At 60.8% G+C, this 26,138-nt stretch carries 30 protein-coding genes and 2 pseudogenes; 8 read left to right on the forward strand and 24 right to left on the reverse strand.

Annotation, left to right across the window (positions count from 1 at the left end):
• From ABX75_RS26345 to ABX75_RS26370, 8 genes and pseudogenes are all read right to left on the reverse strand, one after another.
• A pseudogene (locus ABX75_RS26345) lies at positions 1-470 on the reverse strand (phosphohydrolase); the annotation flags it as partial.
• Positions 471-893: 423 nt separating this feature from the next.
• Positions 894-1,199: a hypothetical protein gene (locus ABX75_RS26350; protein WP_047882939.1), complete on the reverse strand. Its 306-nt coding sequence runs from the start codon at positions 1,197-1,199 to the stop codon at positions 894-896.
• A 10-nt stretch (positions 1,200-1,209) separates the two neighbouring features.
• A pseudogene (locus ABX75_RS30130) lies at positions 1,210-1,302 on the reverse strand (DUF2807 domain-containing protein); the annotation flags it as partial.
• Positions 1,303-1,330: 28 nt separating this feature from the next.
• Positions 1,331-1,561, reverse strand: coding sequence for a hypothetical protein (locus ABX75_RS26355; RefSeq protein WP_047882940.1), 231 nt, complete (start codon positions 1,559-1,561; stop codon positions 1,331-1,333).
• A 25-nt stretch (positions 1,562-1,586) separates the two neighbouring features.
• Positions 1,587-1,778, reverse strand: coding sequence for a hypothetical protein (locus tag ABX75_RS29265; protein ID WP_144419330.1), 192 nt, complete (start codon positions 1,776-1,778; stop codon positions 1,587-1,589).
• On the reverse strand, positions 1,775-2,464 hold the full coding sequence (locus ABX75_RS26360) for a hypothetical protein (protein WP_047882941.1): 690 nt from the start codon (positions 2,462-2,464) through the stop codon (positions 1,775-1,777). The genes ABX75_RS29265 and ABX75_RS26360 overlap by 4 nt, the downstream gene beginning before the upstream one ends.
• A gap of 84 nt (positions 2,465-2,548) precedes the next feature.
• The gene (locus tag ABX75_RS26365; protein WP_096067285.1) at positions 2,549-2,878 is read right to left on the reverse strand and encodes a hypothetical protein; all 330 of its coding nucleotides are present in this window, start codon (positions 2,876-2,878) and stop codon (positions 2,549-2,551) included.
• Between the two features lie 200 nt (positions 2,879-3,078).
• On the reverse strand, positions 3,079-3,636 hold the full coding sequence (locus tag ABX75_RS26370; protein ID WP_047882943.1) for a hypothetical protein: 558 nt from the start codon (positions 3,634-3,636) through the stop codon (positions 3,079-3,081).
• Positions 3,637-3,766: 130 nt separating this feature from the next.
• Between ABX75_RS26370 and ABX75_RS26375 the strand changes: the two genes are divergently transcribed.
• On the forward strand, positions 3,767-4,066 hold the full coding sequence (locus tag ABX75_RS26375; RefSeq protein WP_047882944.1) for a helix-turn-helix domain-containing protein: 300 nt from the start codon (positions 3,767-3,769) through the stop codon (positions 4,064-4,066).
• A gap of 1 nt (position 4,067) precedes the next feature.
• On the opposite strand, the gene ABX75_RS26380 is transcribed toward ABX75_RS26375, so the two are convergent.
• The 6 genes from ABX75_RS26380 to ABX75_RS26405 form a co-directional block, all read right to left on the reverse strand.
• Complete coding sequence (locus ABX75_RS26380) at positions 4,068-4,841, reverse strand: PRTRC system ThiF family protein (protein ID WP_047882945.1); 774 nt, start codon at positions 4,839-4,841, stop codon at positions 4,068-4,070.
• The gene (locus ABX75_RS26385; protein WP_047882946.1) at positions 4,838-5,542 is read right to left on the reverse strand and encodes a hypothetical protein; all 705 of its coding nucleotides are present in this window, start codon (positions 5,540-5,542) and stop codon (positions 4,838-4,840) included. The genes ABX75_RS26380 and ABX75_RS26385 overlap by 4 nt, the downstream gene beginning before the upstream one ends.
• Positions 5,532-6,806: a hypothetical protein gene (locus tag ABX75_RS26390; RefSeq protein ID WP_169859693.1), complete on the reverse strand. Its 1,275-nt coding sequence runs from the start codon at positions 6,804-6,806 to the stop codon at positions 5,532-5,534. The genes ABX75_RS26385 and ABX75_RS26390 overlap by 11 nt, the downstream gene beginning before the upstream one ends.
• Before the next feature lie 195 nt (positions 6,807-7,001).
• Complete coding sequence (locus tag ABX75_RS26395; RefSeq protein WP_047882948.1) at positions 7,002-7,214, reverse strand: PRTRC system protein C; 213 nt, start codon at positions 7,212-7,214, stop codon at positions 7,002-7,004.
• 11 nt (positions 7,215-7,225) lie between these two features.
• Positions 7,226-7,693, reverse strand: coding sequence for a hypothetical protein (locus ABX75_RS26400; RefSeq protein WP_053060110.1), 468 nt, complete (start codon positions 7,691-7,693; stop codon positions 7,226-7,228).
• Positions 7,694-7,707: 14 nt separating this feature from the next.
• On the reverse strand, positions 7,708-9,468 hold the full coding sequence (locus ABX75_RS26405; RefSeq protein ID WP_082136211.1) for a PRTRC system ParB family protein: 1,761 nt from the start codon (positions 9,466-9,468) through the stop codon (positions 7,708-7,710).
• A gap of 179 nt (positions 9,469-9,647) precedes the next feature.
• On the opposite strand from ABX75_RS26405, the gene ABX75_RS26410 reads away from it, so the two are divergent.
• From ABX75_RS26410 to ABX75_RS26420, 3 genes are read left to right on the forward strand one after another with little or no spacing between them, the layout of a single operon-like run.
• On the forward strand, positions 9,648-9,929 hold the full coding sequence (locus ABX75_RS26410; protein WP_047882950.1) for a hypothetical protein: 282 nt from the start codon (positions 9,648-9,650) through the stop codon (positions 9,927-9,929).
• Entirely contained in the window at positions 9,929-10,588 is a 660-nt protein-coding gene (locus tag ABX75_RS28135; protein ID WP_053060111.1) for a PIN domain-containing protein, read from the forward strand. Before ABX75_RS26410 ends, ABX75_RS28135 begins: the two co-directional genes overlap by 1 nt.
• The gene (locus tag ABX75_RS26420) at positions 10,578-11,021 is read left to right on the forward strand and encodes a hypothetical protein (protein ID WP_047882951.1); all 444 of its coding nucleotides are present in this window, start codon (positions 10,578-10,580) and stop codon (positions 11,019-11,021) included. The genes ABX75_RS28135 and ABX75_RS26420 overlap by 11 nt, the downstream gene beginning before the upstream one ends.
• A 78-nt stretch (positions 11,022-11,099) precedes the next feature.
• Here the strand turns inward: ABX75_RS26420 and ABX75_RS26425 are convergent, their stop codons facing one another.
• The 3 genes from ABX75_RS26425 to ABX75_RS26435 all read right to left on the reverse strand — a co-directional run bounded on the left by ABX75_RS26425 (position 11,100) and on the right by ABX75_RS26435 (position 12,323).
• Complete coding sequence (locus ABX75_RS26425; protein WP_126588706.1) at positions 11,100-11,438, reverse strand: hypothetical protein; 339 nt, start codon at positions 11,436-11,438, stop codon at positions 11,100-11,102.
• 96 nt (positions 11,439-11,534) lie between these two features.
• Positions 11,535-11,804 carry a nicotinamide mononucleotide transporter gene (locus tag ABX75_RS26430; protein ID WP_047882953.1) on the reverse strand — a complete coding sequence of 90 codons (270 nt, stop codon included), beginning with the start codon at positions 11,802-11,804 and terminating at the stop codon, positions 11,535-11,537.
• A 285-nt stretch (positions 11,805-12,089) separates the two neighbouring features.
• Positions 12,090-12,323, reverse strand: coding sequence for a hypothetical protein (locus ABX75_RS26435; RefSeq protein WP_096067288.1), 234 nt, complete (start codon positions 12,321-12,323; stop codon positions 12,090-12,092).
• Positions 12,324-12,538: 215 nt separating this feature from the next.
• On the opposite strand from ABX75_RS26435, the gene ABX75_RS26440 reads away from it, so the two are divergent.
• The 3 genes from ABX75_RS26440 to ABX75_RS26450 all read left to right on the forward strand — a co-directional run bounded on the left by ABX75_RS26440 (position 12,539) and on the right by ABX75_RS26450 (position 13,936).
• Positions 12,539-12,994 (forward strand): RDD family protein, encoded by a 456-nt coding sequence (locus ABX75_RS26440; RefSeq protein ID WP_047882955.1) that lies wholly within the window; start codon positions 12,539-12,541, stop codon positions 12,992-12,994.
• Positions 12,995-13,109: 115 nt separating this feature from the next.
• Entirely contained in the window at positions 13,110-13,604 is a 495-nt protein-coding gene (locus ABX75_RS26445) for a hypothetical protein (protein ID WP_047882956.1), read from the forward strand.
• Positions 13,601-13,936 (forward strand): hypothetical protein, encoded by a 336-nt coding sequence (locus ABX75_RS26450; RefSeq protein WP_047882957.1) that lies wholly within the window; start codon positions 13,601-13,603, stop codon positions 13,934-13,936. The genes ABX75_RS26445 and ABX75_RS26450 overlap by 4 nt, the downstream gene beginning before the upstream one ends.
• 15 nt (positions 13,937-13,951) lie before the next feature.
• Here ABX75_RS26450 and ABX75_RS26455 read toward each other — a convergent pair whose 3' ends face one another.
• The 6 genes from ABX75_RS26455 to ABX75_RS26480 all read right to left on the reverse strand — a co-directional run bounded on the left by ABX75_RS26455 (position 13,952) and on the right by ABX75_RS26480 (position 22,213).
• Positions 13,952-14,848, reverse strand: coding sequence for a hypothetical protein (locus tag ABX75_RS26455; RefSeq protein WP_047882958.1), 897 nt, complete (start codon positions 14,846-14,848; stop codon positions 13,952-13,954).
• Complete coding sequence (locus tag ABX75_RS26460; RefSeq protein WP_053060112.1) at positions 14,845-15,999, reverse strand: ABC transporter ATP-binding protein; 1,155 nt, start codon at positions 15,997-15,999, stop codon at positions 14,845-14,847. The genes ABX75_RS26455 and ABX75_RS26460 overlap by 4 nt, the downstream gene beginning before the upstream one ends.
• A 2-nt stretch (positions 16,000-16,001) precedes the next feature.
• Positions 16,002-17,843: an iron ABC transporter permease gene (locus ABX75_RS26465; RefSeq protein ID WP_047882959.1), complete on the reverse strand. Its 1,842-nt coding sequence runs from the start codon at positions 17,841-17,843 to the stop codon at positions 16,002-16,004.
• 31 nt (positions 17,844-17,874) lie between these two features.
• A complete protein-coding gene (locus ABX75_RS26470; protein WP_053060113.1) occupies positions 17,875-20,640 on the reverse strand; it encodes a TonB-dependent receptor in 2,766 nt (921 codons plus the stop codon).
• Between the two features lie 101 nt (positions 20,641-20,741).
• Positions 20,742-21,707, reverse strand: a complete 966-nt coding sequence (locus tag ABX75_RS26475) for a FecR family protein (RefSeq protein ID WP_047882960.1) — start codon at positions 21,705-21,707, stop codon at positions 20,742-20,744.
• Positions 21,704-22,213 carry a sigma-70 family RNA polymerase sigma factor gene (locus ABX75_RS26480; RefSeq protein ID WP_047882961.1) on the reverse strand — a complete coding sequence of 170 codons (510 nt, stop codon included), beginning with the start codon at positions 22,211-22,213 and terminating at the stop codon, positions 21,704-21,706. The genes ABX75_RS26475 and ABX75_RS26480 overlap by 4 nt, the downstream gene beginning before the upstream one ends.
• Positions 22,214-22,639: 426 nt before the next feature.
• Here ABX75_RS26480 and ABX75_RS26485 point away from each other — a divergent pair, with 426 nt between their 5' ends.
• Positions 22,640-24,532 carry a sigma-54-dependent Fis family transcriptional regulator gene (locus tag ABX75_RS26485; RefSeq protein ID WP_053060114.1) on the forward strand — a complete coding sequence of 631 codons (1,893 nt, stop codon included), beginning with the start codon at positions 22,640-22,642 and terminating at the stop codon, positions 24,530-24,532.
• Between the two features lie 41 nt (positions 24,533-24,573).
• Here ABX75_RS26485 and ABX75_RS26490 read toward each other — a convergent pair whose 3' ends face one another.
• Positions 24,574-26,064 carry an aldehyde dehydrogenase family protein gene (locus tag ABX75_RS26490; RefSeq protein WP_047882962.1) on the reverse strand — a complete coding sequence of 497 codons (1,491 nt, stop codon included), beginning with the start codon at positions 26,062-26,064 and terminating at the stop codon, positions 24,574-24,576.
• Between the last annotated feature and the right edge of the window lie 74 nt (positions 26,065-26,138).

A 26,138-nucleotide genomic window follows, 5' to 3' on the forward strand; every position in this document is an offset into this window, starting at 1 on the left:
CGACTGGTATCACGATCCAAGCAGATAATTCCGCCTGGAGTTTCGACCATGTGAGGCTTGGAGTAGGCGTCCATCTTGAGCATTTCGCCCTCGATGCCACCCTGCAACCAGGAGAAATAGAGCGGCAAATTGAATGCTGCTGCGAACTTCTCGATGAAACTGTCATTGAATGTCCAGTCCATGAGTGTGCTCCCCTCAGCGCCATCAACGCGGTGGTGCCAGAGTTCGACGCGACGCAGATCCACACCCTGCTCGATCAATGCCAGCAGGCAAGCGATGCTGTCCTTGCCAGAAACACAGACTACAACGTGGTCATAGCTGTCCAGATCCACTGTCGGGGCATCGAAATAGGTGCCCTCGGCCAGTACCGTAGGCTCAGGCTCGAACCCGAGCAGGGTGAGCTGCTGACCCAGTGCCGGGATAACTACCTGGTCGTCAAACTGGTGTGCGCGGGAGATTAACGGGTGCATTGGCTGTCCTCTGAGCACCTACCTGATGCCTACAGTCTCAGGCTACTGCGGCAACGCGAAATCCCAAGTGAAGGGCAAGGGGGACGTTTCCCCCTTGGGATAGCAGGAAGCTGGGAGGAAATCATCTACAGGGGACAGGGAGCGTTCGGATACCGCTCGGCCGCACTTCTCCTGGATGGGATAGCTCTATCTAGACGTAGCACTAGGTTGACTCCCACTCGATTACGTCCCAGTCATAGCTCACTTCGCAAAGGTCGCCGGCAGTTCGCCAGGCACAATCGTCCTCTGCCACGTGGACTAGAAGATGCTGCTGGATATTGCCACTGCTGCAATGCCTGAGTCTGCATTGGACGGGCACCCCTGGAGCGGGCATAAAGTCTTTTGTCTTGATCCAGGCCAATGTTTTCGCCTCCGCTTTTCAAATCAGTCGTCAGTCTGGTTGCCAGCGATGAGCGCGTTCAGCACGGTTTCGTCATCGTCAAACCAGCCGTCTTCAGCCAGGCCCAAGTTCCCATCGAGGATGACGCAGACCGCCAGAGCGGCTTCCGCAGGATCTGCACCGTATTCACGAATCACGCGCTCGATCTGTTTGCGCAGAAGGGAAGCGGACTCAACTTGGCCTACGCCACGCTCAGCAGCAGGATCTGCGAGCTCCAGGGGTGTCTGCCCCTCAGCCATAGGATCGGCAGTGACGATGGCACCGGACTGGGTGCGAAATTTCATTTCCATGGATGGATTCCTACTTCTTGAACTTGATGTCGCCGGAGCCGGCAACAGACTGGTCACGGCTCGGCGGGTTGCCGCGCACCACGATGTCACCGGAGCCAGCCACTGACAGATGTTATGCGCAGTCTGCGTGCCTACTCGACCGCCGGCCACTTACTCCGACACCCGGGCCTCTTGCAGCGCTGCCAGTCGGGCACATCCTCGGCCGGCTCGGGATCGCACATCACCGCCACCAGCCCGCACGCGGCGCGCCCATCAGCGCGCAGGACGTGGGCGCGCTTGGGCGTGCGAGTGTCCGGGTTCGGAAACCAGCTCGCATCGCGGAAAGCGGCGAGCAACGGCGGGGCTTCGGTCTGCTCAATCATGAGTCGGGTTCCTCAGGTTATCCGGTTAGCAGTCATCACACAGAAATAGCCGCTCGGCTCGGCTGCGCGGGTCGTTCTTGTGAGGGCCGCAATTCATGTTGCAGACCTTCGACGCCGGGTCGAACTTGGCCAACTCGGCTGGGTCGGCGCGCGTCCACTCAATAGGCACTTCAGCCGGTGGCTGCGCTGGCTTTGACTTGCGGACTTTCGCACTCATCGCAGGGCGGACTCGTCTTCAACGTTTTCCGCCACTTTCGCTTCGCTTTTGATTTTCAGGATGACATCTGCGAGCTGCTGGCTTGAGCCGCTATCGTTGTGTGGCCATGGTCCGAAAGGCTGCGATGAAAGGCGGTTGAAAACGATCAAACCAGGACAGCGGTATTCAAATGGGCCAGTGGATTGGAACCGGACAAAGGCAACCGGGCTGGTGCAGCCGGGCATATCAGTTATTTCTCCGATTTCCTTCATGAGCGCAATATCCGCCCATCCTGCCTGATCGGTGTTGAAAAACGTCAGATGGTCGTATGCAGATTTACCCCCAACGAAGCATGCGAGAGCGACCAGTGTGAGCTGGCCCATCGGCCAAAAGCCTTTGGAGTTAGCCGCTCTTTTCCACAGCGAGGGGATGTAGAAGAGTAGGGCCACTGAGGCGGCCAAAAGCAGATAGATGGTTAGCCGCGCAGTATCGATGCCAAGAGTTTTCCCCGGAGAGCCATCTGGGCCAAAGAAGAGGTAAAGCAGTGGTGCGCAGTAGGCCATGCCTACAGCATAGGAAGCCAGCACGAGAGCCATTTGAAGTAGCCGCTGCCCAGGGCCGGGGGAAACCAAGGCCAACGTAGCGCGAGCGACGGTACCAATGACCACGATCAGCAGAACAACGGAGCATAGGAGGATGTAGAGCATTATGATTGACGCCTTTAGCGCTATTCGGTGGATCTACCGCCGAGCTGTTAGAGATCGAGATTTATGCGAGGGGGGCGTACTCGGTTATCCACTGCCTTCCTTCTTGCTGCCATTACCTGAGAAAAGCAGCACGAATGGGGTCACCAGTAGCCCGACCCCCATGAAGAACATGGCGAAGATGCCCAGGCCATCGCCCGGCTGCAGCCCGGTACCAGCAGCGGTCGCCATCGCCCGATAGTGGTCGGCCTGTGCCCCAACGACACGCACAAGAACTATCGTCATGGCGCACACCACCAGAGCTTGCCAACCTTTGCGGATGTCCAGGTGATCGAAGAACACCCACAGCCAGGCGAGGGCTGCGAAGATGGCTAGCAGTATCAACAGCCAATAAAAAAGGCCGTAAATATCGGCCATAAATGCAGCTCCTAACATATTCCGCACTCCATTAATTTGCTTTCGGCCAAGATAGCGCGCAACGCAGGTATCCCAACTCATGGGCGCATTATCCCACACGGCTTGGAGAGGCGTGGCGGCGAGAGGATAGCTCGTGAGGAGCCTTAAAGCCTGCGCCAAGCCTAAGGGAACAGGCCGACGCGGTATTCATGGGCAGAGCGTCAGGGACGGGAGTTGTGGTGCAGTGTCGCCAGCTCTGCCAATACCCACTGCCAGTATCCAAGCTGTGTCTGGTTGCTTCGCACTGCTTGAAGCCACTGGTAGTTGGTCAGGAAAGGATGGTCGTTTCCACTGAGCGCATACCTTTTCTCTAGTTGCGACGGAGTGCGATCCAGGTCAGAGAGATAGGCTTCCGGCAGTTGATAGGGCACCAAGGCGAAGTCTGTAATCGCTTGCTCAATTGAAATGGATATTTCCTGCCCCGTTTCGGCACAGCGGAGAGTCCTCACATCGCCATTGCGGCCGGTTACCTGCCACGCATACCCCGCCGGGGTTACAGCCTCAGCATTATCCGGGGAGCAAATAGCCTCTTCGCTGTAAACAACGGACTCCAGCGGAAAAAATATCTCTGCAATCATGCGGTCAAGCTGATCCAAAGTTCGCTGATGGATGCCTGAACCCTCGGCCTCGATCAGTGCCCGTAAGGAAGCTCTCGATGCGTTGAGTTCCTGATAAAGCTCGGCCAAATGCTGGGGTACGGAGGGGTCAATGTGAGTCATATTTGGTAGTCCTAACCAGGGGGAGTGTGCATATAAAACCGCTCCGCTGACCCTCTGGGCGTAGCGTCACGAGCGAAAAAGGTATTCTTAAACGTGGTTTTAATTGTTCCTGCCGATAACGCTTCTGTCTATGGAGAAGCGACCACCAACACGCGGGCGACCGACAGGAACATCAAGCTTTGACCCTCAGGTGGCAGGAGCTTTTGGCAATGTCGTGCGCGAAGAACGCCTGAAATCGGGCCTGGCTCAGGAGAAACTTGCTCTCCTGGCTGGGGTTGAGCGTTCGCACCTGGGGAAAATCGAGCGGGGCGAGAGTCTGCCCACACTTCCCTTGATTATGAGATTGTCCAAAGTCCTCGAAGTTAAAGCCGCTGACCTGATATCGCAGATGGAGCAGAGGCTGGACCAATGCGAAGACGGGAGCGGTTGAGTTAGGCGGATTGCGGAACAGGTGGGAACGGAAAAGTGTTTTGAGAGCCTGACGCCAGATCCACGGTGATCCAGTGCTTATCGGTTTCCCCCGTGCGCAGCAACTCCCACACAATGCTCATTCCGGCAGTTGTAACTGCCCGGTTGACCAAGCAGTCCTGCGAACGAATGGCTTCCGCAACTGAGCAGGATTTTTTGTTGTCATCTTCAAGCGTTTCGATTTCAGGGTAAGCGTCCATCACGTTGGGGTAGATGCCCCTCTTGTTTGAATGCGCAGCGCCGAACACAACCTGTCCATGGCGGGCCTCGTTGCCGAGGTCAAGCCACATGCAGTGTCGGGATAGCAGCGCGCTGCTGGCGATTGCGCGGCGGGCCGAAGAAAGGTCAACAGCGGAAATGATCAAGTCGGCGGCGCGCATCGCCTCTATGGTCTCTTGGCTTGGAAATCGGAAGGGCAGGGCCTCCCAGGACGTACCCAGCATGAGATTGTAACGATTCACCAAACTGATTGCTTTGAATTGGCCCAAGTCGCACGGCCAGAAACGCTGACGTACAAGGTTCGGCTCGCGCACGATGGCATCGTCAATGACAGTGACCTCCAGCCCCTCTGGATGGCCGAGGGAGCGAAGCGCATGGTGGAAACTGGCCAGCGCATCAACCACCTCACTGCCATTGCCACCGGCCCCGATAACCACAATGCGTGGTGCGCGCTCAACCCACGAGGCTGGCGTCTTGTAGATTGGCGATTGGTGAGCTGTGATCGGATGAACGCTCATCGCGCACCTCCTTTGATAGCTTGCGCTAGCGTTAGCGGGCCACTGTATGACCCGGCTGAAACCAGTTTTGAGGCTGGGAACCGCTTCGATCCTTTCTCGCTCAGTGCTCGATAGAACTCCTTCAAGGCCTCAAACGAGCGGCAACCCGCCACCGGCTCAACCGTGCCGCTGTGGGTGTTTTCGCTCTCCAGCACGAAGTTCTCCCAGGCCGGGATGTTCTCTCGTCGAACATCGCGGGGAACATTGCCGCTGCCAGTGCAGAAAGTTCCGCCCTGGTACACGTTCCCCAACGGGGCGTAGAAAAGTTCTGTCTCCGGGGTCGGACGCTGGTTGCCCTTGAACGCAAAGCAACGGAAGGATTGGTTGGCCGCAGCGATGAAGATCAAGCCCGGCAGGGGGGCGCGTATGCGCTCGCCAAGGATTGGAATATCGTGCAGACCAGGGCGGCGGTACCACGCCAAGACGGTGCGTGAGCTGAACAGATAGCTCTCGGGGAGAAATTCTGCTCCGGCATCCTCATTCAACAGCAGAGCAGCCAATTCGGATTTATCGTAGGGGCTGAAAGCCCTCCCAGCGCCCAGGGTGAAGCCTGCCTTACCATCTTCCAGCGCAATGACGCTGTGACTGGTGACAGTGACCACGCCTGTCTGGCAGTGGTGGTGTATCAGCATGGCCTTGCTCGAAACATTTTCACTTAGCATTACCGCATTCCTCTAAAGCGTCGGCGATTCGCTGCAACAGACCTAGGGTCAGCGATAGCATGTCTAGAACTGGCAGGGTGACGGTTCGCAATTGATCAGAACTCAGCGGTAACCCGATGGCTGGGAAGCCAGAGCCGCTGACGATGCCGTCAAAACCGTCATAGCTACTCTGCTCTAGATTTGGAAAATCCCTAGTCAGACAAACCAGAATGCTCTCGAAAAGAGAAACCCCATCACCGGCTGTGCCTGGGAAATCATGGGGGTTGAACTCTTTGAGCGATCCGCTGGCCTCATGCTCCAGGCAGTGCTGCAAGGCTTCCGCCAGCACTTGAGTCAACGGAGCGTGTGCATCATCACGCTCACAGATTTGCCGCGCCTGATCGGACAGCTCCTCGATTTCGCACCGATCTCCCTGGCCAAGGGTAGCTCCAGCTATCTGTTTGAGTTCATCCATCTCATAGATGGCGTCAAGCAAGCTGTTTACAGAATCCTCGTCTTGGCCGTGGCAGTAGAGATATTCAGCGATGTAGTCCTCATGCTCGACCGAATCGTCCAACAGGAAGGCGCAAAGTTCCTCTCTAGAGCACGTGGCCAAGCGCGGTGCAAACGCCTCGTAAGCCTCCGAAAGTCCGTGATTCAGGTAGCTGTGCGGCCCGAGGAAGGTCATTGGGGTATGGAACGGCAGCAGATGGCGTGTCATCGCGTCGAGAGTTTTGAAAAGAAGCACCCGCAGTTCCAAGCTCGCTGGCGCTTGAATGGTGAAGGTAGCGAAGCAGCTCGACTCCAGAATGAAATGACCGTCCTGGATTCCGAAGGAGTAGGCGTCCTCAACGGATTTTGGCAGCTTGACCCGGCCAATCAACGAGCGCTCCAGCTCCGCCATTATCCGGCCTGCCCCATCAGGGCCTGCCTCGATGTGGGGGGCGAGCGCATCAAGTCCGACCAGCCCAGCCTCTACAGCGGCTATTGCATAGGATGCCGTCTCAACTGGATCGACGTATGGGGTATTCAGCCGATTCAGCAGGCTGGTGCGCTGTGGAAAAAGGCCTGCATCACTGATGGCAAAGGACGCACCAAGGCGCTGTACTACTTCGCCCGTAAGGCGATGCAGCCCGTAGCTATTTGGGTACTGCCGAAGCCATTCGATTGAGCTTTCAGCTACCAGACCAGCTTCCAAGGCCTCCCGGCACAGCATGCTATGAGCTTGGTGGTCGACCATCCCTGCATAGTCCCGGCTGAACAGTTGGGCCTGTGCTTCACGCATCACAGGCCCAACATTCGGCAAGCTAAGAGGTGTCAGCGCGGCAGTTGGAAGTCGATAGTGCCGGGATTGGCGGGGGAGGAGAGCAACTTCCATAGCCTTTGTCTCTGCTGGTGGTCTAAACAATCGGGTTCGGTACCGGATGGGAGGTGGCGATCCAATTCGCCACGCTCCCACGCTTTCAGGACTTCAAGCGGGTCAACCTTTTGCGCCGAATCCGCCGTCTCGGAACTCGTAGACATAGCTGTCATTCTCCACAATGGGGTCGATAATTTTTGCTCCGTTGAGCTTTGGGAACTGACGGGCATAGTGTTTCAGCACGTCAGTCACGGACATTTCGGGCTGCGGGTCGGGGAGGTCGCGACCGGCGTAGCGAAAAACGCGGACAAGAGAGATTTCAACGAGTGCCATGAGCGCAATTCCTAGAAAGATGCCGCGAGGTTCAGATTGGGTTCATCCGAAAGGCTGCCCGCGCCCGAAGCACCACCTACCTGCGCAGCATCACCATCCTCGGCATCGGCATCGGCATCGAGGTCAGGCGTTGCAGGCTGCTCAGTAGCTGGCGTGGCGGCTTTCGCCTGCACGGTTGCACCAATCGAGCGGATTTCGTCCAGCAGGCTCATACCCTCATTCAAGGCCTGGACGTGCTGTGTCAGACGCTTCATCAGCGCCTCCTCGATTTCAACAGCACTCCCTACCAGGATCAGCGGGCGGCACATGGCGGCGCGAAGCTGCACTTCGTTTTCTGATGCCTTTTCAGGTGTCGGGCCGAGGTCGGCGGTAACCATCACTTTCAGTGCATCGGCGGAGGCTGTTTCGATGGCCACATTGACGCGGTGCTGAGTGCCAGCAAGTGCAGTGGCCATTACGGAAAAAAACGTGGATTGCATGGTGATGTTCCCTGTCAGGCTTGGGTCGATTCGGATTGCTGGGGAGCGGGGTTCTTCCCGCCCTGTGCCGATAGTTGTAACGCAGGCGGCAAATAACCCAACCAGCTGAACTCTTTGAAAGCCAGGATGGCGTCGATAAGAGCGCTTGCCTTGCCGGTGGCCAGCCCCTCAAAGGCCTTTTCGCCCTTCGCCTCGTTGTAGGCGGCGGCAAAGCCTGAACGCTTGCAATCTTCGATGATGCCCGCCTTAACCTGAGCCTTGAGGTAGCTCTCGTTCATCACGAATCCTTTGGCCGGATCGACGTTGGCGTACTCCATGAACTTGAGCGACTGAGCACCCGACACGGATTTCTCGAATGCGTCAGCGCTATCCGTGCGGAATAGCGAGGCGGCAGCCATGCTGCCCATGAACGTGAGGAGTTTTTCCTCCCCGAGTTGCGCAAGCCGAATCTCGGCATCGGCGCGAGCCGTAGTCATCAGGGAGCTTGTGACTCCCATGGCCTTTTCCATCTGTGCCCGCAGCTCGCTCTTGAGGTCGCTGCGCATCTCGAAATACATGCTGACGATGGCCACTGCCAGCGCCAGCGAGCGGTCATTGAGCACGACTTGCTTGCTCATACGGGCGTAAAGGTCGAAGGCTTCACGGCGTAGCGACTTCTTCACCTGGGTGGGCTTGGCGCTTGCGGCCTTCGGCTTGGCCGGGGCTGCTCCAACAGCGCCCCCGGCAACGGTGGCTGGTGCTGTGTTCGTTACGGTGGCCAGGGCGGTTTTGTAGGCGGCGGTTTTCTCCTTGTGGCAAGGCTTGTTGAAGCACATGCCGCCGATCACGTCGCCTTCGCGCCCCCTCGACACCATGACCACAGCGCCGAAGCTTGCACAGGTAGCGCACGCCGCTGCCTGTTGCTCTCCCACACCATCCTCGCCCCGTGCCACGAGCTTCACGTATGAGTCCTTGGCGAGATTCAGCTCGCTATGAACCACCGCGTGCTCCTCCTGCGCCTCGATCAACCGAACAGAAATTAGCTGCTCGGTTTTCCGGTTCCAGCAGACAGAGTTCTGGCAGCGAGACGCCCCAAGGCTTGCCTCGAACAAATCGGCATTCGCACCCGAGTTGTGGATGCAGCTCCGGCATTCCGTGGTGTCAAAGCGTGCAGTCGAAACGTCCCGAGTCAACTCCAGCAGGCGCGCCCTGGTCTGCTCGACGGAATAGTTCTTTTCGATGATCTTCGACAGAATGCCCGCCTGATCGGGGGCGGGGAGACGACACAGCAATTCAGCGTGGCCAATCTTGATCTGCTCCTCCAGCAGGGCATCGGCCACCGCATCACAGGCATGGGCGAGCAGCAGGCGGCTGTCGAGCTTGGTTCTAGACCAGTCCAAGGCCTTCATCACCGCCAAGTGGTCGTTGGCCATGTCCTCCAGCAAAATTACGGCATGCTGGGCTTCTTCGATTGGCGTCAGGTCAGCCCGCACCTGGTTCTCCAGCGCAGCGATCAACCGCGCTTCCTGATCGCTCATAGCGCGGATCAGGGCGGGAACCTCGATCAAGCCCGCATCGTGGGCCGCCGTCCAGCGCCGGTTGCCTGCGACCACCTCATGGTCGTAGTTCGGGTCATCGCTTACTGGCCTGACCAGAATCGGCTGGATGATGCCCTTGGCACTGATCGAACGCACCAGTTGCTCATAAGCGGACTTCTTCCGGCCTTTACGCGGGTCGATTTGCGGGTTGCGGCGGATACGGCCGAGGGGGAGGACTTGGGCTACTTGCTGATTCACTTGGCTAAACTCCGTGTTTGCAATGAGTTCAGCTTCACCCATATCCGGTAAAACCCAAGCGCTGAGTCGTGCCGGATATTTCGGGCGTAAATCGTGCCTGAAAGCAGAAAAACACGCCGGATTTACGAGATATATTTTTTGCTTCACAAGCAGGGGGAGCAGACGGCTGCTCAAATTGAATGAAAATATCCACTCTCGTTTTGGCACTCATTGCCATACCGGCATCGCATGCAATGGCTGATAGCTCGCTTCCACCTTATGCCGTCGCGGCAATCTCCGAACTCAAGATAAAAGTAGTCGTCTTCCTCGGCTGCATGCTGGTCGGTACAGTGCTTGGCGCAGTGCTGGCGCGGCGCATTGGCAAGAAAAATCGAATGCTGCGCGACCTTACTTTCTCGCTTTCAGTGTTGGCTGGCTCTGGGGTCGGGATGCTTATCTTTCTCGGGAAAATGCCGTGGTGATGAAACGTCTGATTTTGGTGGACTACGAGAACATCGGGAAAATCGACCTATCGCGGCTGGACATCTCCTACCGAGCCATCATTTTTGTAGGGGCGATGCAACAGCTACCGAAGGCTGCGCGCAGGGATTCCACAGCGCATAGATTTTCCCGCGTTGATTTTCAGAAGATCGAGGGCGTGGGCAAAAACGCCTTGGATTTTCACATTGCCTTTCATCTCGGGCGCACATTCGAAATCGCGCCAGAGACTGAGTGCATCGTCCTTTCCAAGGATAAAGGCTTCGATCCACTGCTGGCCTACCTGAATAAGCATGGTTTGACCTGCAAGAGGATTGCGGCTCTGGAGGAGTTGGTACCACAAAAGATGACAGAGCTGGTGCAACAAGTTCCTGAAAGTACCTGCAATCACTGTGGCAGGGGCAGTTGTATTGAACACTTGGGTGGAAAGTGGTGCAGCTATTGCGGTCAATTTTCTCACTCGCCGGAACAGCAGCAACTCCCCTCCCGCTCGATACCATATTCTGAAAATAGAGATACCAATGGGGGTGGCCCGCGCATGGGTACTTGCGCTTGGTGCTCCCAGCATACCGACATGAGCGACGGATTCTTCGACGAAGGTGAGTGGATGTGTCCCGGCTGTATCATCGAAAATGCCCGATGAAATGGATTGGGAGAGAGCTGCAACCTCTGCTGCCAGCACTTGCCACATCAGCTTTGGGAGAAACAAGGGGACAAATATGGGATTAAGCGACAGGGACTACATGCAGGAGCGTGCGAAACAACGAGCCTGTGGCCAGGATCAAGCAAAGCAGGCAGAGAATGATAAAGTCAAAGATGCTCACTATCACCCGAAGGAATTTCGTGGTGAGCGCCTACGAATCAAGATTCCAAATTGGAGACGCGATGGTTGGGAAGACATCGAGGCCAGCTCCGAAGGGCAGAGTGCCAGCCTGGGAACCCTTTATTTCGTCTTCCTGGTAGGGACTGTGTTTGGCTTTTTTGTAGCCTGCCTATTAGGCCTACTTCGATTTGAGCTATTCGACTGGGGTATCCAGGTTATGAAGCCTATAGCAGTAATGTTCTCGAAAATATAGCGCTGACGAATTGCATATTGCAGGTAGCAAAAAGCCCGGTCTAGAGCCGGGCTTTTTGTTTTCAATCGAAATAGAGGGTCACTGAACAACAAGCACTGCATCGACTGCCGCCAATGCTTGGCGCGCACTCGCCAACTCTGACTGGATCAGCTTTAAGCCCCCGAGATCGTTGCTCATAACCGACACGCAATCCTGAAGCGCTGTTTGGGCCTTTGTGAGAGCCGCCAACAGAACAGAATCCTTGGATTCCGAAGACTGCGCAGCAGCCTCTACTATGCAAAGGCGCTTGCTGAGGACGAAATATATGTGCGGGAAAACCAGTTCCTGAGCGACACTCGCATTCTTCGCTGCTTTTGCTGACGCCTCTTCGACGATAGAGATCAGTTCTGCCTTGTGGATCGAGTTGAAAACTTGCATGTGGTGGCTCCCATTGACGAATGCCCCCAGCATGTCGACCATCCCGCAAAACCCAAGCCTTAAAGCACGCACCCTCCCGAAGGGCGAGCGAGCGGCTTACCCCTCGACGCGGGCAAGGCTAGTTGAGCGCATGGCCGACACAGCGGGGTACCACCAGCGGATCAACCCGGTGACGTTGGTAGCAACGAAACACCCATTCAGCAGCAACAATCCCCAGGCCTGCGCCAGAACGGCGTAGCAGCAGAGGCTCAAGCTGGACACGAGGAATAGCCACCATCCCCACGGAGAAATACGTGTATTGGTGGAGATCATCAGCGCGCCGAGGACGCCACAGAGGCTTCCGATCCACTCGAAATACAGGGTCATAGGTCAGTCCTTCACATGTTCCAGGGAGATTTCTTCGGCTCGAATTTCATTGATGATCCGATGAGCATTGAGCCGACACTGGACGGGATACGCCAGAGGATCGTGGCCTCGGCGTTCAAAAGCGACGATGAGCTGGGCCTTCCAGGCAATGCCAGAGGACTTGGGGTCGGGCGCTAAGCCGCAGCCAGCGGCAATCCGGGCCTGCCGGTAGGACTGACACCACTCAGCCCTGGTCGCGCTGTACCGGCCCAGACTGGGTTTGCGAGGGAAACACATAGGAACCCCTCAGATAAGCGCAAATTTGCGGAGGGAGTCGCCGAGCGTCCCCGTCCATACAGCGGCCGACTTCGAGCTTTCCCCGTGGTAGACGTTGAAGTGCTCGCCCTTCTTGATCGAGTTCGGAACACAGGCACGCCGCACCACCGGATGCCCGTCGATATCGAAATCTTGAAAACCGTGGTGGGACTCCACCAAGCGAGCGGTGAAGGTCAGTGGCTCTTTGGAGTTTTTCTGGCTCATGCAAATGACTCGATTGGACTGGATAGCCTTCAGGGTGAATGCCGCCCCAGAAAACCCAACTCCGATGGCCGAGCCGAATTTGTCCAACAGGCTGTTGGACGACCGCCATTTCAGGCACAAATCCAGCGTGAAAACGCGCCCGGCCTGGTTCCCGGCCCGATAGCATCAGGCCAAGCCAAAGTGGCTTAGCCAACCAATCACAGGGAATATTTTTCATGCAGAACGAACAACTTGAATACGCAGGTTTCTGGGCGAGAACAGGGGCGTGCATTGTTGACGGCATCCTTTTCACTTTGGTTTCCCTGCCGCTCCTGTTGATGATCTATGGCACGGGCTATTTCAGCAGCGACATGCTGATCCAAGGTCCAGCGGACTTAGCAATCAACTTTTTCCTGCCAGCGATCCTGACGGTATTTCTCTGGCGTCGTCTCCAGGCTACGCCGGGGAAAATGGCGCTGAAATTGCGGGTGCTCGACGCTGAAAGCGGCAACACCGCAAGCGTTCGACAGTGCATCGGCCGGTACCTCGGCTATGTAGTGTCGACTCTACCGCTGGGGCTTGGCTTCTTCTGGGCGGCATTCGATCGCCGTAAGCAGGGCTGGCACGACAAGCTCGCCGGAACAGTGGTGGTACGCGAGCTCAGAACACAGCCGGTGAAATTCCGGAGCTGATCACCGTGCTCAGTTGAGCCGGACGTGGCGTTCTGGCTCATCCACCAGCCGTCCGTGGTTGGGAGTTTTTCAACCCATGGGATGCTGGCCACATCAACTGATCAAGGGAAGCGTAATGAGTAAGCAAACCACCGAAACCCAACCGGAGCTTGAAGTCGTAGCCACCATCGAAGTGATGAGCTACGACGAAGAAACGACCTACATCGAAACCCGCAGCGATCGGATCAACTTCGAGAATGCGGTCAACGATGATGCCCTGGTGTTCAAATCCGACGCCGAGCGCGTAATTTCTGGCCTGAGCTACAAAGCCGAGCTGTACGACGAGGTATGGGGCAAATCCAAGGCGTTGGGATTCATGAATGTGACTATGGCGTTGGAGGAGCTGGAGAAGCTGCGCACCAACCCTGCGATTGCCGGGCTGCTCGAGGCCCTGGGGAAAATCGCAACTGGCTCCACAGGCATCATGGATCGCGACTTCGAGCTTGCCCAGATAGCAGCAGACGCCCTCGCCGATTACAACGAGGGCCTGCCTCCTAAGGGCGGTGCGAAATGTTTTCAACACGCCATGTCACCGACCACGCAACAGCAAATCAAGGAAAGTCTCGCATGAAATTTAAGTACATCACTCGAACCGTAGCGGTGGGGTTGTTCGGATTTATAGCGCTTGTCGGTACCCAGTTTTTCACAACACTCAAGGCTGTAGATCAAGCACGTGAGTCTGCAATCCTGGCCTGGTCTAAATCGAATCCAGGTGAGGCAGATGCAGTGGATCGCTATCGGCAGTGCTTGCGCGGCCCGTCTGAAGTCCCGCCAAACCAAGCTCCCGTTCGACCACTGACCATCGCTCAGTGTGCCGAAAAGATTGGCAGCCCTTCACTGGCATCCGCTATTGAGGCAGCTGACGATTCGGTTGAGGTTCCGGCCCCACTGCGCTGGCTCTGATCCGCCTGAGCCCCATCAACAGTAATTCCGACGCTCCGGTGTCCTGAAAACGAAATTTCTACTCCTCATCCCGCGATAGCCTCCTGATCGAATACACCAGGAGGATTCGCCCTCATGAAAATCCGCAGTCTCTGCGCCCTCGGCAAAATGAGGGCGTACTCCGCTGACCGACAAATGGTCACTCTCTCGCCCAAGGCATTCAGCATTCCCGCCGGCGCAGATCCGCTTGAGCACGAGCCTGAAGCGATCCACGACTTCATCCAGAGAAACCGCTGGCTCCATGCAAACTGCATCGTCGGCCTGCACAACAGCCACAACCAGATGCTGGAACCAGGCGAGGTAGTCATGAGTGGTACCCGCTCGTCCCTGATGCGATGCCTGCTGCGCTGGGAGGCGCTGCGTATCATCCCTGTATGGGTTGATGGCTTTGACAGCCTTCCTGATGATGAGCACGCTACACGCGCCAAGCAGCTCGAATGCCTTGACCAGGCGCGCCACCAGCTCCTTTCCGTCGATAGCTGGTATCAGACTGACCAGGAACATTACGAGATAGCGCGTGCAGTCATGCGTACTGGTTACTGGGCGCTGGAAAACCTCCCCCCACTTGATGGGCTGGAGTGGCCAACCGGAGAGATTTTCGACCTGAAAAACCCCAGCCTTTCTGCTGAGGCCGTTGAGACCGGATACCTCGAAGGGATATTTTCCATGATTGAGCGAAAGGGCCGGTTTCATGGGGAGTGCGGGAGCATTCCAGCAGACGAATTGTTCGGTATTGCTCTCATGAGCCCCAAGTCTGGATATGAGTTGCTGGTTAAGCTGCATATAGGGGGTCTGCCGGGTGCCGACCGCCAGCACCCCCAACAGCGCAACGGCCAGCAGGCTCAGGCGCAGGCCATAGGACAGGCGTCTCATGCCGCCGCTCCCGTAACGGCAACCGCGGGTGCATCCACGGCCAGCAGCAGCGCGGCATCGGGCTGGATCAGCAGGTGCACGGAGCGCCCCGGCACCGCGCCGCGCTCATGGGCCGCCACGCCCCAGGTATCCAGGGCGAAGGTCACGGCCAGGGCTTGCCCCTGTACATCCACTTCGCCCAGGTAGCGGTCGCCGGCGTAGGTGATATGGCGGACGGTGCCGGCCAGCACCTGGGCCTGCGCCGGTAGGGCATGGTCGATGGGCAGGGCGCTGATCTGGGCTGCACGCAGGGCCAGCCACACCGGTGTACCCGTGGCCAGGCCGGCGGGGTTGGCCGTGGTAAAGGCCAGATCGCTGCCATCGAGGGCGACCTGCGCCCGCTCGCCACGGGCGGCATCGATGCGCCCCGGCAGGATATTTTCAAAGCCGACAAAGTCGGCGACATAACGAGTCCGCGGCGTCAGGAATATCTCGCTTGGCGTGCCGATCTGCTCCAGTCGCCCGGCATTCATCACCCCGATGCGGTCGGCCAGGGCCAGGGCTTCGGCATGGTCATGGGTCACATAGACGGCGGTGTAGCCCAGTTCGTCGTGGATCCGTCGCAGGTCCTGGCGCAGGCGAATGCGCAGTTGGGCGTCCATGTTCGACAGGGGCTCGTCGAACAGCATCAGCCCCGGTCGCGCTACCAGCGCCCGGGCCAGGGCGACCCGCTGCTGCTGGCCGCCGGAAAGCTCGGCTGGATAGCGCTCACCGTGCTGGTGCAACCCCACCAGTTCCAGGGCCTGCAGCACCTGCTGGCGCTGCTCGGTACCCAGGCGGCTACGGACCTTGAGCGGATAGCTGACATTCTGGCGCACCGTCAGGTGGGGCCACAGGGCGTAGTTCTGGAACACCATGCCGATATTGCGTTTTTCCGGGGCGACAAACAGGCCCTGGCGGCTGTCGGCGACGGCCCGCTGGCCCAGCAGCAGGGTGCCGCTGTCGGGCTCTTCCAGCCCGGCAATGCAGCGCAGGGTGGTGGTCTTGCCGCAGCCACTGGGACCGAGCAGGACGAAAAATTCGCCGTCCTGAATATGCAGATCGAGTTGCTCGATGGCGTTGACGCGACCATCGAAGGCCTTGCGAATCCCGTTGAGAGTGACACTGCTCATGCTCAGAACCTTGGGTTGGTGCTGCTGGCCAGGGCCAGGGCACGTTGTTCGTGACGGTGGTGGTTGAGATGGCGGGCGCGGCGAAACAGCCAGAGCGTCAGCAGGCTGGCGAGCCACAGGGCGATGGAAAAGGCCATCAGCACCATCAGCAAGGCGGCGGCCAGGCTGTAGTCGCCGGCGCTTTGCAGGTTGTAGGTGATCACGGCGAGGGTGTTGACCCCCGGCGACTTGAGCAGCAGGGGCACTTCCAGATTGCCGGAGACCATCAGCGCGCTCATAAACCAGCCGGCGATAAAACTGGGCGCGGCCAGCGCCAGGACAATCTCGAAAAACGTCTGGGTCGGCCCGGCCCCGCTCATGCGGGCGGCCTCGGACAGCGACGGGGCGATTTGCGAGATGGCCGACAGGGCGATCTGGCTGGCAAACGGCATGGCGGTGACGATCAAGGCCAGGGCCACCAGCCAGATCGAGCCGTAGAGCGAGGCAAATGCCGGCAGGCTGAGCCAGGCCCAGGAAATCGCCACCGTGGTGACCACACCCGGCATCGCGAGCGGAATCAGGGTGGCAAAGCGCACGGCGGCGCGGCTGCGGCGGCCCATCTGCTGGGACAGACGGGTGACGCTAAAGGCCAGGGTCATCACCACCGCACCGACGATCACCCCCAGTACCAGGGTCACGCGGATCGCCTCGACCACCCGTGGCTGACTGAGTACATCGCTGTAGCGCGCCAGGGAGAAGCCGCTGTAGATCCCGGGGTAGGGCTGCAATGATGAAAACAGCAGGGCGCCCAGGGGCAGGGCGAACGAGAGCAGCAGAAACAGGATGACCAGCCCACTGACCAGGGTGCGTACACCGCGCAGCGGCAAGAGCCGCGTGCGGGAAAACTTGCCGCTGACCGAGACATAGCCCTTGCGCCCCAGCACCCGCAGTTGCAGCACATAGAGCACGGCGACAAAGGCCACGAATACGCTGGAAAGAATACTGGCCTGGGCGTAATCGGCCGGCCCCGCGCCCCCGCCGAGCAGGTTGAGCAGCAGGGTGGCGATCACCACGATATTGTCCGGCCCGCCGAGAATCAGGATCGGCTCGAAGACCTGCAACCCGGCGATGATCCCCAGCAGCGCGACGCTGGTCAGGGCCGGGGCCAGGCTCGGCAGGTTGATCCGCACGAAGGTGCGCAGCGGCCCGGCCCCGCACAGGTACGAGGCTTCGTCCTGGGCGCTGTCCAGGGCCCGGAATGCGCCGACGATAAACAGGTAGCTCAGCGCGACCTTTTTCAGGATCAGCACGGTGTAGATGCCCCACCAGCCCTGCACGTTCAGCCAGGGCGTCGGCAGGTCGAAGGCATAGCGCAGGGCATCGTTCACCAGCCCGGTCCAGGGGTTGGCCAGTTGGGTAAAGGCAATGGCGTAGAAGATCCCCGGCGTGACGAACACCAGCAACATGCTCGGCATGATCGCGCGGCGCAGCCACAGGCTGGTCCGCTCGCTGATAAAGGCCAGCGCCGCGGCAATCACCAGGGCCGCGAAGGTACTGACCAGCGCAATCTTGATCGAGGCCCAGACCGCCGCCAGCATGCCCGGATTATGAAACGCCACGCTCCAGGCGCTGAGTGTCCATTCGCCCGGCAAAAAGGGCGCACGGCTGCGAAAGGCACCGACCACCAGCATCACCAGTGGCCAGACAAACAGCACGCCGATCAGGCCGAGGAAGGGCGTCAGCCAGACGCCCTTGAGCAGCGCCCGGGCGCTGACGCGCTGGCGGCTCAGGCGCGCCAGCTGGATGGCGAGCCAGTGCAGGGGACCGGGTGAGGGCGTCACGGTTTGGAGGGTATTGGTGGTCATGGGCTGCGCTCCGTCTTAGAACTGGTACGTCTCAGAACTGATAGTTCAGGCCGACGTAATAGAAGGCCCCGGAGGCGCCCGCCGGGGCGATAAAGCCGTAGCGGTTGATGCCGTTGACCTGGTTGAAGGACTTGAATTTCTCCGGGTAGGTGTCGAACAGGTTATTGGCCCCGGCGTTCACCCCCAGTTCACGGGTCAACTGGTAGCGCACGTCCAGGTCCACCACCCATTGGGCGCTAAAGGTCTGGTCGCGGCTGGCGAGGGTCGGGTGGTTGTAGGTGTACTCGCCAAAGCGTGTGGCCTGCACGTTTACGCCCACGTCGCCATAGGTGTAGTCACTCGAGAGGATCAGCTTGTTTTCCGGCGTGCCGTTTTCCGGGTTGCGCAGCACATCGCGGTTGAACAGGGTGGTGCCGGTGCGGGTCAGGACGGTGCCCTGCTTGACGTTGCTGACTTTGGTGTCGGTCACGCTGGCCCCGGCACCCAGTTCCAGCTTGCCGAAGCGCTGCAGGTCGAGGCGGTGCTTGAGCAGGGCGTCGATACCCTTGGTCCGGGTGTCGTAGCCATTGGTATAGAACGAGGCACCGGAGAAATTGCTCAGGCCGGCCTGGGCCAGCAGGTCGCGCACAGCGGTGGAGCTGTTGTCGGCCGGGTCCTGCAGCACCGAGGTGGCGAGGATATTGCCCTCGATATTGATCCGGTAGGCGTCCACGGTCAGCGAGGTGCGCTCGGTAGGGGTCCAGACAAAACCCAGGGAGTAGTTGCGGGCCTTGACCGGGTCCAGGTCCTTGGCGCCAAAGGCGGCGACCGCTGAGTCCCCGGGACGGAACAGGCGGGTACGCCCGGGCGCCGCCTGGCCGCCGTCGAAGCTCCAGCTGCCGGTGTAGGTGGTGGTCTGCGTCGCCAACTGGCCCAGGCTCGGGGCGCGGTAGCCGGTGCTGAAGGTCGAGCGCACGGCAAACGCCGGGGTAAAGGTGTAGCGCGCCGAGAGCTTGCCATTGACCGTGGCGCCGAAGTCCGAGTAATGCTCGGCGCGCAGCGCGGTGCCCAGCTCCAGGTTATCGGTGAGATGCCCCTCCAACCCGCCATAGAGGCTGTAGACATTGCGCGACTGGCTGCCCAGGTCATCGGGGTTGATCCCCGCCAGGTCCACCGCGCCGAAGCGTGCCGGTTGCCCGGCATTGAGCTGGCCGGCGGGAATCAGGCCGCCGCCGTAATTCCAGGATTGCTCGTCGCCGATCTCGTCGATGGCGAAGTATTCATGGCGATACGCGGTGCCGGCGGACAGGGTCCAGGGCGAGGGTGCCCAGTTGAAATTCAGCTCGCGGTCCCAGTCCAGCGTCAGATTGGTGGTCTTGCTTTCGGTTGCGCCCAGGGCGAAGTGGGTGGCGCTGGCCAGGCCGTAGCTGGGGCTCAGGCTGTTCTCCAGGTAACCCTTGACCTCGTTTTTGCCGTAGGACAGCGACAGGTCGAAGTTGCCCAGTTGCGCCTCGCTGTACTTGACCCCCACCACGGAGGACAGGTCGAAGCGCTTCTCCCGGGTGCGCGGCTGGAAACCGTTGGGGTAGACGGCGAGGATATTGTCCTTGGAGCGGCTGAAGTTGGGGTTGATGTCGTTGAAGTTTTCCGTGTAGCCGTAGTTGAGCGTGGCGTAGCCGCGGGTCTCGTCGTTGAAGCCCAGCTCGCCGTTGGCCAGCACCGAACCCTGTTGACGGCCGCCCTGGCCCCAGCGCCCGGTGCGCAGGTCACCGGCGGGGCCGGCGTTGACGTATTGATGGTCGGTGCCGCTGCGGTCCACCGGGTTGTTGCTCAGGCCATCGGCGCTCAGGGTCAGGAAACCATCGCCGGGCAGGCTGGTGCCCCACCAGCCGCTGGCGTTGCGGGTTTCGCCGTCGCCTTCCTTGTATTGCCCGTAGCGGGTCTGGAAACCGCCGCCGCTGTCGCGCTCCTTGAGCACGATATTCAGCACCCCGGCGATGGCATCGGAGCCGTATTGCGCCGAGGCGCCATCACGCAGGACTTCGACCCGCTCGATGGCGCTGATGGGGATATTGTTCAGCTCCACCAATTGGTCGGCGCCCCATGGATCGACACCGGACAGGCGTCCGGTCGGGTTGCGCCGCTTGCCGTTGACCAGGATCAGCGTATAGGCCGGGCTCAGCCCGCGCAGCGAGGCGGCGCGCACGGCGCTGGTGCCCTTGGAGGCGTTCTGGCCCTGGGGGAAGTTGAAGGAGGGCACCAGTTGGCTCAGGGCCTGGTTCAGGGTCACGGCGCCGGTGCGGGTGATCTGCTCGGGGGTAATCAGCTCCACCGGCGCGAGGCTTTGCAGGGCCGTGACATCCTGGCGACGCGTGCCCAGGGTGACGACGGTGGCCAGTACCGGATCGGCGCCGCCCGCAGGCGTTGCGCTACGGTTGTGCTGGGCTGCGGGCTTGGGACGGGCGCTGGCGCCGCTGCTGTCCTGGCTGATCACGATGGCGCCACTGGCGGTGTAGTGGGCGCGCAGGCCGCTGCGCTGCAAGGCGTGGTCGATGGCCTGGTCGCGGCTCAGCTGCCCTTCGATGGGCGCACTGGTCAAACCGTCGAGGGCCGCCTGGTCGAAGGAAATCGGCGTATGGGTCTGACGCGAGATGGCCAGCAGGGTATCGGCCAGCGGGCCGGCGGCAATCGAGAACGATTCGAGCGAATGCACGACCGGGGTGTCGCCGGCATGGGCGCGCTCCGGCAACGCGGCAGTGGCGGCCAGCAGCGCGTAGGCAAGGGGAACAAGGGCGAAGTGGCGGGCTGGGGTCGGCATGGAAAATTCACTGTTTCAGGGTGGAGTTATTCACCATGAGCAATGAGCGGGCTGAATTTTCCACGCCGCCCTAGACCGTTTGGGCCTATGGATAGAACCGCTCAGGCGCGCTCGATTTCGATCCAGTAGGGGCTGTAGCGCGTGACCCGGATCGGCAGTTGCTGCTGGAGCATTTCCAGGGTCTGGTCACTGTTGTCCAGCGGGTACAGGCCGCTGACGGCCAGGTTCGCCAGGCTGGCATCCAGGCGCACAATGCCGCGCCGGTAGGCGCGCACGGTTTCGATGATCTGCGCCAGAGGCTCGTTGCGTGCCTCGATCCAGCCGTCGAGCCAGGCCGTATCGCGGCGGCTCATGGGCGCCTGTTGGAGGATCGAGGTCTGGTCGAAGAGCACGCTGCGCCGCGGTTCGATAATCTGCTGCACGCCATTGGCCGGGGTCAGTCGAGCGGCGCCGCTGAGGGTGATCAGGCGGGTCGAGTCGCCTTGCTGGCGCAGCAACAGACGTCCGCTGCTGGCGCTGACCAGGCCCTGCTGTGAGCTGAGGTGGAACGTGCGCGTCGGGTCGGCGGCCAGCTCCAGCACCAGCTCGCCCTGATACAACCGCAGGTCGCGGCGTTGCGTCGAGAACGCGGTGGCCACCCGGCTGCGGGCATTGAGTTGCAGGCGGCTGCCATCGGCCAGTTGCCAGTCGCGGCGCTGGGCGGTGCCGGTCTGCAGATCACCGGGCAGGGACCAGGGCAACAGCCCGGCACGTGCCAGCAGGCCAACCGACAGCGCCAGCCCGCCGAGGGCCAGGCTGTTGCGCATAAAGCTACGGCGGCTCGAAGGGGCTTCGAGCGCTTGCAGCATCGGTCCGCTGGGGCGTCCCTGCCAGGGTGACCGGCGCGCGATCGCCAGGCCCCCGGCCAGCCGCTCGAATGCGCTGGCGTGGCGCGGATCGGCGGCCTGCCAGGCGTCGAAGGCCTGCTGCTCGGCAGCACTGACTTCCCCGGACTGCAACCGCACCATCCACAAAATGGCCGCTTCGGCGACTGCATCGTCCAGCACCGTGCTGGCGTTGCGCTTCATGCGCCAAAGACCCGGTAGCAGCAGCGCAGGGCATCGCTCATATGCCGATGCACGCTGCCCAGGGACAGCCCCAGGCGCTCGCCGATGCCGGTATAGGTCAGCCCTTCGAGCTGGCTAAGCACAAACACCGCCTTGCCCTGGCTCGACAGGCCGTCGAGCAGCTTGTCGATGGCCAGCAGGCTTTCGATCAGCATCAGGTGTTCCTCGGGGGCCGGCTGCTGTTGCTCCGGTACATCATGCAGGGCGCGCAGGTAGGCCTTTTCCAGATCACGTCGGCGCCAGCCTTCATAGATCAGGTGCTGGGCGATGGTGGTCAGCAGCGCCCGGGGCTCGCGCACGGCGCTGGGATCCGGCAGGGCCAGCACGCGGGCAAAGGTTTCCGCGGCAATGTCGTCGGCATCGTGGGGGCAGCCCAGGCGTGCGCGTACGCGCGCCCGCAGCCAGTCATAGTTGAGTTTGAACAGCTGGCCGACCAGCTCGCGGTCGGCAACGTGGGAAGTAGCCATGGCGAATCACGCAAGAAGCTGCTGCGCCGCAGGGAGCGAAGGGTGGCAGGCAGTGAGTGTGCAACCGGCGACCTGGGTATAGGGGTACGCCCTGCCGAGGGCAGTGGGGAAACTATGACTGGAATTTCATAGCAGTAGAAAGAATAAAATATGGAAAATAAATTCCATTAGGTTATATGTGCGGCAGGGTTGGCGGTCGTTTTTACGGGCGTTTCAGGGCGGGTCGGGGCCTCGGGCTGTCGGCGCAGCAGGTGGCTTGTATCGGCTGGCGATCTGTCTTACCTTGACGTAAGCGTAAGGGTCGATGACGAAAGCGTTCGATTGTGACTCGTCGGTCATTGCCCTGGCGCCGGCTGCATGTTTATGTGGCGGGTGTGTTCCTGACGGGCCGCTGCCTGACGCCCGTAGGTGAGTGCTGGAGTTGGCATGCAGACAAAAATAAGAAACGAAGCTGTTTTGCGTGAATTCCTCGATGTACGCAGTATCGTCCGCCAGGAAGGCGTGATTCCCGATGGGCTGTTGCGCGATGAAATCGACGCGTCCTGGCGCCGTAGCCTCGGCCATGGCCGCCGCCTGGACGATGGCTGCGATACGCCGCGCACCAGCCATTCGCGGATTTATGAAAGCAACCGGCCCTTTATCGACGCGGCCACGCCGATCATGGAGCAACTGGCGGCGCAGTTCGGCAAGACCCACGGCGACAGCCTGGTGATCCTGGCCAATGCCCAGGCGACCATCGTCGCCGTGGAAGGGCACAAGGCCCTGGCGCAGCGCGAATTGCGCGATATCGCCCCCGGCGTCTGCTGGAGCGAGGCCTCGCGCGGCACCAATGCCCTGGGCACGGCGCTGGTGGAAGTGCGGCCGATGGTGATCGACTACAACGAGCATTTTCTCGACCGTCTCAGCCCGTTCTGCTGTACCTCGGTGCCTATCCGCGATCCGGCCGGTCGGGTGCAGGGCGTGCTCGACCTGACCCGCCAGGGCCACAATCGCCAGCCCCATGACAGCCTGTCGCTGCTGGCCCTGAGTGCCAGCCAGATCGAAAGCCGGCTGTTCAGCGCCTGCTATCCGCGCCAGTTGATCCTGGCCTTCCACCCCCGTCGTGAATACCTCGAATCCTCCTGGCAGGGCCTGCTGGCGATTGGCGCTGACGGCGAGCTGCTGGCCGCCAACGAGCATGCCTGCGCCTTGTTGCGCCAGCCCCGCGAAGCGCTGCTGGGCAAGACGATCCAGGCCTTGCTGGGCGACGAGGCGAATCAACTCGCACGCTTGTCCCAGGGCGCCACCGCCAGCCTGCAAAGCCCCCGTGGCGAACTGTTCTATCGCGCATTGCAAGCGCCGTTGCGCTTGCTGGTGCACGAAATTGCGCAGCGCCCGCCGGTCGCCCGCGAGCGCACAACCGATGAAGACCGCCTGCTGGCCCTGGCCGGCGGCAACCTGCGTTTTGCCCGCAGCCTGGGTATGGCGCGGCGCGGTTTGCGCAATGCCTTGCCCATCATGCTCCAGGGCGAGACCGGTACGGGTAAGGAGCGTGTGGCCCAGGCCCTGCACGACACCAGCAGCCGTGCGGACAAGGCCTTTGTCGCGGTCAACTGTGCGGCCATTCCCGAGGGGCTGATCGAATCCGAACTGTTTGGCTATCGCGAAGGTGCCTTTACCGGCTCGCGCCGTGGCGGCATGGTCGGGCGTCTGGTCCAGGCCCATGGCGGCACGCTGTTTCTCGATGAAATCGGCGATATGCCCCTGGCGTTGCAGGCCCGCCTGTTGCGCGTGTTGCAGGAACGCAAGGTCGCGCCCCTGGGCGGTGGCGAAGAGCAGGCGCTGGATATCGCGCTGATCTGCGCGACCCACCGCGACCTGAAGCAGGAAGTCCAGGCCCAGCGCTTTCGCGAAGACCTCTATTACCGGGTCAATGGCCTGTGCGTGCAATTGCCGCCGCTGCGCGAGCGTGACGATCTGCCAGCCCTGTGTCGCCAACTGTTGTCAGGTATGGGCGGCGAGGGCATTCGCCTCGATGAGGCCTTGAACGAGCTGCTGAGCCAATACCACTGGCCGGGCAATATCCGCCAGCTGGAAATGTTGCTGCGCACCGCCATGGCCATGCGTGACGAAGGTGAAACGCTGTTGACCCTCGAACATCTGCCCGATTGCACCCTCGATGATTTGCGCGAGCCCGCGCTGGGTACGCGCCAGGACGGATCCGGGCAGGGCGCGGCGACGATCCAGCAGGCGCTGGATCGGCATCAGGGCGATGTGATGGCGGCCGCCCGCGCGCTGGGGATCAGCCGGGCGACCCTGTACCGCAAGCTCAAGCAATAACAACGGCGCGCCCCGGATTGGCTGGGGCGCGTCGGCGTACCTCAGAGCTTGATCAGCACCGACTTGAGCTCGGTGTAGTGCTCGATGGCGGCGGCGCCCATCTCCCGGCCGACGCCGGACAGCTTGTAGCCACCAAACGGCAGCGCCGGATCAAGGGCGCTGTGGCAGTTGACCCAGACCGAACCGGACTTGATGCGCGGGATCATCCGATGCACCTGGCCCAGGTCGTTGGACCAGATACTGGCGCCCAGCCCGTAGGTGCTGTCATTGGCCAGGCGAATCGCGTCCTCCACATCGTCGAAGGGAATCGCCACCAGCACCGGGCCGAAGATTTCCTCCTGGACCAGCGAGCATTGCTGGTCGACATCGGCGATCACCGTCGGCTGGACAAAGTAACCCGGCCCGTAGTGTTCACCGCCACACGCCAGGTGCGCGCCCATCTCCCGGCCCATGTCGATATAGCGCGAAACCCGCGCTTGCTGCTTGGCCGAGATCAGCGGCCCCATATCGACACTGGGGTCCAGGCCATTGCCCAGCTTCATGCGGTTGGCGATCCCGGCAATATCGGCAACGACCCGGTCGAAGTGCTTGCGCTGCACATACAGGCGCGACCCGGCACAGCAGACCTGGCCCTGGTTGAAGAAAATCGCACTGGCGGCGCCGGCCGCGGCCGTGTCCAGATCGGCGTCGGCGAGCACGATGGTCGGCGACTTGCCGCCCAGTTCCAGGGTCACCCGGGTCATGGAGTCCATGGCGGCCTTGCCGATTAACTTGCCGACTTCGGTGGAGCCGGTAAAGGTCACTTTGTCCAGCTGCGGATGGGCCGACAGCGCCGCACCGGCCACTGCGCCGACCCCGGTCACCACGTTGAGCACGCCCGCCGGGTAGCCGGCTTCGAGCACCAGTTCGGCCAGCTTGAGGGCACTGAGCGGCGTTTCATCGGCCGGCTTGAGAACCACGCTGCAGCCGGTGGCCAGGGCCGGGCCGAGCTTCCAGCAGGCCAGCAGCAGCGGGAAGTTCCAGGCGACGATGGCGCCGACCACGCCCACCGCTTCACGGCGCACAAAGGCATGGAACTGGCCATCGAACAACGGCACGGAAGGCTCCAGGGTGCTGCCTTCGATCTTGGTGGCCCAGCCGGCCATATAGCGCAGGGAATCGATGGCCATCTGCACATCCATGGCCCGGGCGACCTGGGCGCTCTTGCCGTTGTTCAGGCATTCCAGCTCGGCCAGCACCTGGGCGTCCCGCTCGATCAGGTCGGCGAGTTTCCACAGCAGGTTCTGCCGCTCGCGCGGGCGCATCCGGCTCCACGGCGAATCGTCGAAGGCCTGGCGTGCCGCGCGCACGGCACGGTCGACGTCCTGGGCGGTGGCGGCAGGCACCTGGGCCAGGGCCTGGCCATTGGCCGGGTTGACCAGTTGCAGGGTCGCGCCATCGCTGGCGGCGCACCAGTCGGCGCCGATCAGCATGCGGTGCTGACGGTCGAGGAACGCTTGGGTATCCGGGTGAATCGGGAAGGCATGGGACATGGAGTGGCTCTCTTCTTATTGAAAGTGACGCTTTGCCTCAGCAACCCCTATGCCAGCTTCAAACCAGTACCAAA

Origin of the sequence: Pseudomonas sp. ARP3, assembly GCF_001029595.1 — a bacterium.
Lineage (GTDB): Bacteria > Pseudomonadota > Gammaproteobacteria > Pseudomonadales > Pseudomonadaceae > Aquipseudomonas > Aquipseudomonas rhodesiae.